This is a genomic window from Brevibacterium sp. p3-SID960, assembly GCF_025144725.1.
GTDB lineage: Bacteria > Actinomycetota > Actinomycetes > Actinomycetales > Brevibacteriaceae > Brevibacterium.
The window spans coordinates 1-9,034 of record NZ_JALXKS010000063.1; the positions used below are offsets into that span (position 1 = coordinate 1).

Sequence of the window (9,034 nt, forward strand, 5' to 3'; positions counted from 1 at the left end):
GCGGCAGGTCAAGGAGAAGGCCCTCGGCTGAACCCCCCCGGGCCCCCCCCCGGGGCCGGCGCCAGCGCCTGGTGCTGGACAGCTGCCAGCTGACATCGAACTCGACGACGCGCCAGCCGACGTCGTCGCCAAACTGCTGGCCGAAGAGCAGCAGGCGCTGGCAGATTCTGCAGCCGCCCTCGACGTCCCAGCCCTGACTGCGGCCGCAGAGGCCATCTGCGCGGCCCGGCGCGTCGTCATCACCGGCATCGGCGCCTCGGGCATCGTCGCCCGGGACCTTGCAGCCAAACTCGAGCGCATCGGCATCATCAGCCAGCCGATCACCGAGGGACACTATGCGCTCACCGTTGCTGCCGTCATGGAACCGGCCGATCTGCTCATCGCCATCAGCGCCTCCGGTGAAACCGCCGACATCCTCGAACCCCTCGACGTTGTCCGGGGATCCGGCATCCCCACCGTGGCGATCACCGTGCGGCCGCGCTCGCGCATCACCGCAGCCGATCACGTCCTCATCGGCGTCGCTGCGCGGGAAAGCGACATGCGGCCTGCTGCCATGAGCTCACGCACCGGACAGCTGTTCATCGGCGACTCACTCTTCGCACTCGTCTACCAGCGCCGCGCCGACCAGGCTGGCGCCGCCGTCACCGCCTCCCACCAGATGCTCGCCCCTCGCCGGGCGCGAAAGGACCCCTCATGATCGACAACACCACCCCGGCGCCCACGGCCGGCCTCCTGTCCACCTCGGCGGCTGGTGCGGCGGCCGCCTCGGCGGCGGGCTCGACACCCTCGTCGACAATTGCCTCGACAACCGAGGCGATCGACTCCCGGTTCGCACACATCGACACGCTTTCGACGATTGAGCTGGCCGGGGTGATGAACAACGAAGACGCCCGCGTCGCCCCATCGGTCGGCGCGCATCTGGCAGAGATCGCCCGCGCTGTCGACGGGATCACCGAGCGGATGCGCCGCGGCGGCCGGCTCATCTACGTCGGCGCCGGCACCGCCGGCCGGCTCGGCGTGCTCGACGCCTCCGAATGCCCACCGACCTTCAGCACCGACCCGAGCCGTGTCATCGGGCTCATCGCCGGCGGCCGGGATGCCCTCATCACCGCCGTCGAAGGCGCCGAAGACGACACCGCGCTCGGTCGGGCCGATATCGCAGCCCAGGCTGTCGGCCCCGATGACGCAGTCGTCGGCATCGCCGCTTCCGGCGCAACCCCGTACACCGTGGATGCCGTCACCGCCGCCCGCGAGGCCGGCGCATTCACCGCAGGCATCTCCTGCAATGCAGACTCCGCACTCGGCGCCGCCGCCGAGGTGCCGATCGAGGTCGTCGTCGGGCCCGAGCTCGTCGCCGGCTCCACCCGGCTCAAAGCCGGCACCGCCCAGAAGCTCGTGCTCAATATGCTCTCGACGATGACGATGATCCGGCTCGGCAAGACCTACGGCAACCTCATGGTCGACGTCGACGCCACCAACCACAAGCTCACCGCCCGCGTGCACCGCATCGTCACCGAAGCCACCGGCGCCGACGAAGACACCGTCACCTCCGCCGTCGAGGCCGCGGGCGGGAAGGCCAAGACCGCGATCCTCATGATCCTCGCCGACCTCGACGCACTCGCAGCCGAAGACGCACTCGCCGCAGCAGGCGGCGTGCTGCGCACAGCCCTCACCACCCACACCCCGAACTCCCAGAAGGAGCAGTCGTGACCGCATCCCCGCAGACCATCGCCCAGCAGGTGATTGCACACCTCGGCGGCGCCGGAAACGTCGGCTCCGTTGAGAACTGCATCACCCGTCTGCGCCTGCCCGTGGCCGATCAGGACCTCGTCGACACCGTCGGCCTCAAAGCCGTCGACGGTGTGCTCGGCGTCGTCGAGGATCAGACCATGCAGGTGATCCTCGGGCCCGGCCTCGTCGACGAGGTCGCCGATGAGATCGAGCGAGCCCTCGCCTCGGGAACGGCAGACGATCAGGCGACCGACACCTCGGGCACGGGCGCCACGGCAGCCGGCGCCACGGCAGCCGGCGTCGTCTCCGCAGGCTCGGGCGCTGCCGGTGCCCGTGCCGGTGCCGGGACAGGCGACGATACGGCCGAACGGCTGCAGCAGCGCGGGGCGGACATGAAGGCCGCGCAGAAGGAGCGCAACCGGACCCCGGTCAAGGCGTTCCTGCGCCGGGTGGCCAACATCTTCCTGCCGCTCATCCCCGCCCTCATCGCATGCGGCATCATCGCCGGGTTCAACGGTCTGCTCACCAACCTCGTGCAGAACGGCACCTGGACGTGGGCGGCCGGGCTGACCCCGATCCTCACCGCGATCGCCAGCGGCTTCATGAGCCTCATCGCAGTGTTCGTCGGAATGAACGCCGCCAAGGAGTTCGGCGGCACCCCGATCATCGGCGGTGCGGTCGCAGCGATCATCCCATTCGCCGGTGTCGCCGATGTCACGATCTTCGGCACCGAACTCGCCCCCGGCCAAGGCGGCGTCATCGGCGCGCTGCTGGCCGCCGTGCTCGCCGCCTATATCGAACGTTGGGCCCGCACCTGGGCGCCGCGCTCGCTCAGCATGCTCATCGTGCCGACGTTCACGGTCCTTGTCGTCGGCGTGCTCACCCTGTTCCCCCTCATGACGGTCGCCGGCTGGATCGCCGAGGGCATCGGCGTGCTCGCCAACCAGCTGCTGCAGGTCGGCGGCGGAATCGCCGGGTTCGTCCTCGCCGGGCTTTTCCTGCCGCTGGTGATGTTCGGGCTGCACCAGGCCCTCATCCCCATCCACGCCACCCTCATCGAACAGGCCGGCTACACCGTGCTGCTGCCGATTCTCGCAATGGCCGGCGGCGGCCAGGTCGGCGCTGCTGTGGCCGTGTTCCTCAAGGTCCGGGACGCCAGCATGCGCCGGACCATCAAATCCGCGCTGCCGGCCGGTGTGCTCGGCGTCGGTGAGCCGCTCATCTACGGCGTCACCCTCCCGTTGGGCCGGCCGTTCATCACCGCGTGTGTCGGCGGTGCCTTCGGCGGGGCGTTCATCGGCGTGTTCAACCAGCTGGGCACCACCGTCGGGTCGACGGCGATCGGCCCCAGCGGCTGGGCGCTGTTCCCGCTCACCACCGGCAATGAGGGGATCGGTGCGGCCGTGGCGATCTACGGATTCGGTCTGCTCGTGGCCTATGTGGCAGGCTTTCTGGCAACGTATTTCTTCGGATTCTCGAAGCAGGCACTGGCCGAACTCAACAACCCGCACACCTCAGCCGCCAACGCCGATTCACAGCAGGGAGCAGCGTAATGACCACCACCATCACCGCACCGATCGCCGGCGCCGTCGTCGCCCTCGCCGAGGTGCCCGACCCGGTCTTCGCAGAGGAGATCGTCGGCCCAGGAGCCGCCATCGACCCCGGCGAGGCGGCGTCGCTGACCGCCGTCGCCCCGGTCGCCGGGAGGCTGTCGAGCCTCAAACCGCACGCCTTCGTCATCTCCACTCCGGACGGCCGCGGCATCCTCGTCCACCTCGGCATCGACACCGTCGAGCTCTCCGGCGCCGGATTCGAGCTGCTCGCCGAGGCCGGAGCCGAGGTGGCTGCCGGTGACGCACTCATCACCTGGGACACCGCTCCGGCCCGGGAGGCCGGCAAGTCGCTCGTCGTCCCGGTCATCGTCCTCGAAGCCGAATCCGGCGACCTCAAAATCACCCCGGCCGCCGAGGTCGCAGCCGGCGAGGGGCTCATCGAACTGGCATGAGCACATCCGGCAAGGTTCCAGCGGCAGCAGGTTCCGCGACGGAGGCGACGCTGCTCATCGACGACGTCCGCCTCGTCGACGCCCACCGCGACACCCCCGCTGGCTGGGTGCTGGCCGGGCGCGCGGGGATCATCAGCAGCGGGGCCGGGCCCGCGCCCGAGGTGCCGGCCGGCTGCCAGCAGATCGCCGGGGCCGGCAGGATGCTCACCCCCGGGCTCATCGACATGCACTCCCACGGAGGCGGCGGCGGGTCCTTCGACGGGCCTGTCGAGCAGATCCACACCGCGCTGAGGGCCACGGCCACGCACGGGGTGACGCGTTCGATGCTCAGCCTCGTGACCGGCTCGGCACCGGACACCGCTGCAGCACTCGAATCGATTGCCGAACCGGCCGACAGTACGGCAGGCCCGGCAGATCCGGACTACTCGACAGCGCCGGGCGGTCCGGCGGCTGGCGGTGCCGGGATCATCGGTGTGCACCTGGAGGGGCCGTGCATCAGCCCGCACAAGGCCGGCGCTCACGACCCGACGCTTATGCAGACGCCGAGCACGGAGCTCATCGACCGCTTCATTGAGGCCGGCGGGGGCTGGCTGCGCTACATCACCATCGCCCCTGAGCTGCCCGGCGCCCTTGCCGTGATCCGGCACGCTGCAGACCGCGGCATCCGGATGGGCATCGGGCACACCAATGCCGACTACGCAACCACCCGTGCGGCCTTCGACGCCGGGGCGACGATCCTCACCCACGCCTTCAACGCCATGCCCGGCATCCACCACCGCGATCCCGGCCCGCTCGTCGCCGCCCTCGACGACGATCGGGTGACCGTCGAGCTCATCCTCGACGGCGTTCACGTGGTCGAACCGGTCGCCGCCCACCTGTGGCAGTCCTGCCGCGGCCGGTTGGCGCTCATCACCGACGCGATGTCAGCCGCCGGATTCGGCGACGGCTCCTACCGCCTCGGCGGGCTCGCCGTCACCGTCGCCGGCGGCGTCGCCCGCCTGACCGGCACCGATACGATCGCCGGCTCCACCCTCACCCTCGATGACGCCGTGCGCCGGGCCATCGGCCTCGGCGTCGGTGTGCAGGAGGCTATCGCAGCCGCCACCTCGATACCGGCCGCCAGCCTCGGACTGGCCGACCGGTTCGGAACCCTGGCGCCGGGCCAGGCGGCGGACTTCGTACTATGGGGTGACGAAATGACCGTGACCGGGGTCTTCCGAGACGGCCGCGAGATGAGGAGTGAACGATGATGCACGTGGTGACCGGCGAGGACATCGCCGAACTCATCTCCCAAGCAGCCGATCAGGTCGAAGAGCTCGTGCGTGCCAACCCCGAGGCGGTCATCGGCATCGCGACCGGCTCGACGCCCGAACCGCTTTACGCCGAACTCACCCGCCGCACCGGTGAGGGGCTCGACCTCAGCAGACTGCGCATCACCTGCCTCGATGAGTACATCGGCCTGCCGGCTGAGCACCCGCAGAGCTACCGGCATTACATCGCCGAGCAGATCCTCGAACCCTGGGGCATCGACCCTGCCCATACGGTGCTGCCCGAAGGCGACGCCGCCGACCCGGACGTCGCTGCCGCCGCCTTCGAAGACGGCATCAGAAGCCTCGGTGGAGTCGATCTGCAGATCCTGGGGATCGGGCCCAACGGCCACATCGCCTTCAACGAACCCGGCTCACCGGCCGACTCCCGCACCCGGGTCGTCGACCTCACCGCTGAGACCCGCGAGGCGAACTCCCGGTTCTTCGACTCGATCGATGAGGTGCCCAGCCAGGCGCTGACCCAGGGGATCGGCACGATCCTCGAGTCGCGCAAGGCGATCATGCTCGCCTTCGGCGCCGGCAAAGCCGACGCCGTCGCAGCGATGATCGACGGGCCGGTCGATGAAGACGTGCCGGCCAGCGCCCTGCAGGACCACTCCGCGCTCGAGGTGTTCCTCGATGCGGCAGCCGCCTCCCGCCTCGTAAGCGGACCACCCGAGCACCGACGCCGGCTGAGACCAGCCGGCCAGGAGGAGGTCGACCGCATGCGACTGATCTGCCAGGCCATCCTGTTCGACATCGACGGCACGCTTGTCGACTCCACCGCCTCCGTCGAACGCACCTGGCGGACCTGGGCAGCCGAGCAGGGCATCGACGCCGACGCGATCCTGCGCACCAGTCACGGCAGGCGCAGTCAGGACGTGCTCATCGAACACATCCCTGAAGGCCAGGTCGAGACGGCGATGCGCCGGCTCAGCGAACTCGAAGTCAGCGATACCGACGGTGTCATCGCCCTGCCCGGCACCCGCGAGATCCTCACATCTCTGCCGGCTGGCAGCTGGGCTGCCGTGACCTCAGGTGAACGGCACGTCATGGTGCCCAGGCTTGAGATCGCCGGGCTGCCGGTGCCCGAGGTGCTCGTGACCTCTGAGGACGTCGCCCACGGCAAACCCGACCCTGAGGGCTATCTCGCCGCTGCCCGTCAGCTCGGCGTCGACCCGGCCCAGTGCCTCGTCATCGAAGACGCCCCGGCAGGGATCCGTGCGGGGCTCGCAGCCGGCGCCCATGTGCTCGGGGTGGCGACTTCGCATGCGATCGATGAGCTCACCGACGCGCATGCCCGCGTGCCAGACCTCACCGTCTGCCGGTTCACCCCGGCTGACGACGGGATCGTCGTCGAGATCGGAGACTGATCCGCGAGCCCTGGCAGAGCGGACCAGCCGGCTGAGAGTTCAGCCGCGTGGGCGCAGCCGGGTTTTCGGCAGGCGCAGGGCGGCAGCGTATCTGGCGTGTCGGCTGGGAACGGCCCGAAGGCCGTGCCCGCGGCTGCAGGCGGATGGTGCTTCGGTGCCGGCTGGCTCGGCTTCAGCGTGGCTGATCTCAGGATGCCAGGTCTGCCGGAAGGCGATGGCCTCGTCATGGCTGCGGGCGACGAAGTCCCATCACATGACGATCTGCCCGCCCAAAGGCGGGCCGCCGAAGAGCGCCGCGCGCACCGTCCTGTCACCAGCGGCGGCGATCGTCAGCTGGTCTGATCCCGGCGGCACATAGGCCAGCTCGCGAGACGTCACCGCGGTGACGTTCTCTATCGGCTGGTGTCATGCCGACACCGGCGTCAGTGCTCAGCTGCGCCTCCCGACGACCGATGAGCGGCCCGAGCTCATAGTGCGGGGCGTGCTGGAACCGTGTGGCAGGGGTCGAGAACTCCGAATGGGAGATCCCAGATTCGGCGATCATGAGGTCGACCTCGGCGGTCTTGACCTTGTTGGCGAGGCCGGTCGAATCGGTGCTCGACCTTGCCCGCGGACAGCAGGGTGGCCGTCGTCAGGCCCGGGTGCGGATGCCGGGGACGTTCGTTCCGCCGGTGGCGGTGACGTCATCGGGACCGAAGCGATAGGCGAAGCACCGCGGGCCGATGTGCGAGCGGCTGCGCTGCGGCAGGGTGCGGCAGACGGTCATCGTCCGCGATCCGCCGAGCGGCACCGCCCGGGGTGTGAGGATCTCGGTGTCGGCCACCTCGGTCTCCGCGCACACCCGCTCAGGCGGGTCAGGTCCGGTGTTGCTCATCGCAGCCCTCTCGTCTCTTTCAGACTGGAGAGCACTCGGGCCCCGGAACAGGGTTCCAGGGCCCGAGTGCTGGACGGGCAGGCACTGACTCTGCCCGGGCTTTTGGGTCAGTCCTCGCTGCGGACGAAGGCTGCATCGATAGTGATGGTGACGGTGTCGCCGACGAGCACACCGCCGGCCTCAAGGGCGGCGTTCCAGGTGATGCCGAAGTCCTTGCGGGAGATCTTCGTCGTCGCCTCGAATCCGGCGCGGGTGGCGCCGAACGGATCGACAGCCGCACCGCCGAACTCGACATCGAAGGCGACCGAGCGGGTGGTGCCCTTGATCGTCAGGTCACCAGTGAGGGTGAACTCCTCTTCGGTGCCCTCGATGCCGGTGGAGATGAAGGTCATCTGCGGGTGTTGAGCGGCGTCGAAGAAGTCCTCGCCGGTGACGTGGGCGTCGCGGTTCTCATCGCCGGAGTCGAACGAGGCGACCTGTGCGGCGGCCTCGACGCGGGAGTCGGTGATCGAGTCGCCGACGGTCAGGGTGGCGTCAGCTTCGTTGAAGCTGCCGCGCACTTTGCTGATGCCGGCGTGGCGGACGGTGAAGCCGATGAGCGTGTGCGACATATCGAGCTTCCAGGTGCCAGGGGTCAGAGTCGTCATGATGTTCCTTCATGTGGGTCGGGTTCGGACCGCCGGCGGGTGGCCGGCTGAACATGCTCCACTGTACGCCCCTATAGTTGAAAGTTCAACTAAGCGTGCAGTGGGGTGCACAACACTGCCTGCGCACTGGGATACTCTGAGGCAGTCGCCGCACCTGTGCCAGTCCAGCTCAGCAGAAGAAGGAGGTCAGACGTGTCAGCTCCCGCGCCGGAACTCACCTGGCGTCTGCTCGTCGCCGTCTTCATCGGCACTGCACTCGGCAGCCTGATGCGCTGGGGTGCTGGCGAGCTCCTGCTGCTGAGCGGCATTGGCGGTGCAGCGCTGGTGGCGACGACGGCGGTGAATCTGCTGGGCAGCTTCTGCCTCGGTGCACTGCTCGAAACCCTCAAACGCCGCCATGCGCAAACCCCCGCCGCCCGCCTGCGGCTGATCCAGCGTGGCCTGGGCACCGGGCTGCTCGGCGGGTTCACCACCTACAGCGCATTCGCTTTCGCCACGATGGCCCCGGCGCTGGCTGCGCTGCTCGGCGGCCGGCTGGCCACCGTTCCCGAGGCGGCGGTGTCCTTCGGCTGGGCGCTCACCGGCGTGTTCGTGACGATAGTCGGGGGAGTGACGGCCGCTGCCTGCGGCATCGGCCTGGCCGCCCGACTGTCAGGCCGGCGCCGATGACCATCCTCCTGCTCGCCGCGGCGGCCGGTCTGGGCGGCACCGTGCGCTATCTGCTCGACGTGTGGCTCAGCCACCTGCGCTGGGGTGCGATCCCGCTGGCCACCCCGCTCATCAACATCACCGGGTCCTTCGCCCTCGGACTGCTCACCGCACTGGCCGCCGGGACTGCAGCCACCGCCTCGGGTCCGGCCTGGCTCACCGTGCTCGGGGTGGGATTCCTCGGCGGCTACACCACCCTGAGCACCGCCAGCGTCGACACCGCCCGGCTGCTGGCGGCCCGGCGGATCCGTGCGGCACTCGGCTACAGCCTCGGTACGCTCGCTGCCTCACTGGCAGCGGCTGGCCTCGGCATGCTGGCCGGGTGGGCGCTCACCGGGCTCTGACACCATTCAGCCGGTGGCTTCCGGCCAGCCGACCGACGTCCCACG

12 protein-coding genes are annotated in these 9,034 nt (G+C 69.6%); 8 read left to right on the forward strand and 4 right to left on the reverse strand.

The annotated features are described in order from the left end of the window. A partial coding sequence (locus tag M3B11_RS13120; RefSeq protein ID WP_259877899.1) for a hypothetical protein occupies positions 1-334 on the reverse strand: 334 nt, incomplete at its 3' end. On the opposite strand from M3B11_RS13120, the gene M3B11_RS13125 reads away from it, so the two are divergent. Genes M3B11_RS13125 through M3B11_RS13150 form a run of 6 tightly spaced genes read left to right on the forward strand, consistent with a single transcriptional unit; the run spans position 263 to position 6,416 of the window. Beyond that, positions 263-697, forward strand: a complete 435-nt coding sequence (locus tag M3B11_RS13125) for a MurR/RpiR family transcriptional regulator (RefSeq protein ID WP_259877920.1) — start codon at positions 263-265, stop codon at positions 695-697. The genes M3B11_RS13120 and M3B11_RS13125 overlap by 72 nt on opposite strands. Beyond that, entirely contained in the window at positions 694-1,710 is a 1,017-nt protein-coding gene (gene murQ, locus M3B11_RS13130; protein WP_259877900.1) for an N-acetylmuramic acid 6-phosphate etherase, read from the forward strand. Before M3B11_RS13125 ends, murQ begins: the two co-directional genes overlap by 4 nt. After that, a complete protein-coding gene (locus M3B11_RS13135) occupies positions 1,707-3,284 on the forward strand; it encodes a PTS transporter subunit EIIC (RefSeq protein ID WP_259877901.1) in 1,578 nt (525 codons plus the stop codon). Before murQ ends, M3B11_RS13135 begins: the two co-directional genes overlap by 4 nt. Further along, entirely contained in the window at positions 3,284-3,736 is a 453-nt protein-coding gene (locus M3B11_RS13140; protein ID WP_259877903.1) for a PTS glucose transporter subunit IIA, read from the forward strand. The genes M3B11_RS13135 and M3B11_RS13140 overlap by 1 nt, the downstream gene beginning before the upstream one ends. Continuing rightward, a complete protein-coding gene (nagA, locus tag M3B11_RS13145) occupies positions 3,733-4,986 on the forward strand; it encodes an N-acetylglucosamine-6-phosphate deacetylase (protein ID WP_259877905.1) in 1,254 nt (417 codons plus the stop codon). Before M3B11_RS13140 ends, nagA begins: the two co-directional genes overlap by 4 nt. Then, the gene (locus M3B11_RS13150) at positions 4,983-6,416 is read left to right on the forward strand and encodes an HAD-IA family hydrolase (RefSeq protein ID WP_259877907.1); all 1,434 of its coding nucleotides are present in this window, start codon (positions 4,983-4,985) and stop codon (positions 6,414-6,416) included. Before nagA ends, M3B11_RS13150 begins: the two co-directional genes overlap by 4 nt. 249 nt (positions 6,417-6,665) lie before the next feature. Here the strand turns inward: M3B11_RS13150 and M3B11_RS13155 are convergent, their stop codons facing one another. From M3B11_RS13155 to M3B11_RS13165, 3 genes are all read right to left on the reverse strand, one after another. Further along, positions 6,666-6,794, reverse strand: coding sequence for a hypothetical protein (locus tag M3B11_RS13155; protein WP_259877909.1), 129 nt, complete (start codon positions 6,792-6,794; stop codon positions 6,666-6,668). Between the two features lie 253 nt (positions 6,795-7,047). Next, the gene (locus M3B11_RS13160; protein ID WP_259877912.1) at positions 7,048-7,290 is read right to left on the reverse strand and encodes a hypothetical protein; all 243 of its coding nucleotides are present in this window, start codon (positions 7,288-7,290) and stop codon (positions 7,048-7,050) included. 107 nt (positions 7,291-7,397) lie between these two features. Continuing rightward, a complete protein-coding gene (locus M3B11_RS13165; protein WP_259877914.1) occupies positions 7,398-7,937 on the reverse strand; it encodes a YceI family protein in 540 nt (179 codons plus the stop codon). A gap of 192 nt (positions 7,938-8,129) precedes the next feature. Here M3B11_RS13165 and M3B11_RS13170 point away from each other — a divergent pair, with 192 nt between their 5' ends. After that, a complete protein-coding gene (locus M3B11_RS13170; RefSeq protein WP_259877915.1) occupies positions 8,130-8,606 on the forward strand; it encodes a CrcB family protein in 477 nt (158 codons plus the stop codon). Next, positions 8,603-8,989 carry a CrcB family protein gene (locus M3B11_RS13175; RefSeq protein ID WP_259877918.1) on the forward strand — a complete coding sequence of 129 codons (387 nt, stop codon included), beginning with the start codon at positions 8,603-8,605 and terminating at the stop codon, positions 8,987-8,989. Before M3B11_RS13170 ends, M3B11_RS13175 begins: the two co-directional genes overlap by 4 nt. Positions 8,990-9,034: the final 45 nt, after the last annotated feature.